Origin of the sequence: Chryseobacterium sp. SIMBA_038, assembly GCF_046535115.1 — a bacterium.
In the GTDB taxonomy this organism is placed as follows: domain Bacteria; phylum Bacteroidota; class Bacteroidia; order Flavobacteriales; family Weeksellaceae; genus Chryseobacterium.
On record NZ_JAWRXH010000099.1, the window covers coordinates 1 to 290 of the forward strand.

Genomic DNA, 290 nt, shown 5'->3' on the forward strand with positions numbered 1-290 from the left:
CTATTACCTCCGATCTCGATGCAAGCCTCATTTCCTGAAAAATGAAGATTGTAGGGTTTAGATAAGCCTTCTCTCAAGTTGAATGGATTTTTATTTGCTTCATAAACAGTTTCTTTGGGAAGCAATCCATTGGTTTTTTCTCTATGGTGCTGATCACAAAGTAATGTGATTTCATCGGCAACATGTCTTTTAACTTGCGCCCACTCTTCCATGTGCTCGTACTCATATAGAGGCATTCCACAAATTACACAACCAAAACCACATCTTTGTCTAACCTCTCGTTGTATTGG

The 290-nt window shown here is 39.0% G+C and carries 1 pseudogene; it reads right to left on the bottom strand.

The features are described 5' to 3' along the window. Positions 1-290 (bottom strand): annotated as a pseudogene (locus tag SB689_RS22870) (cell division protein); the annotation flags it as partial.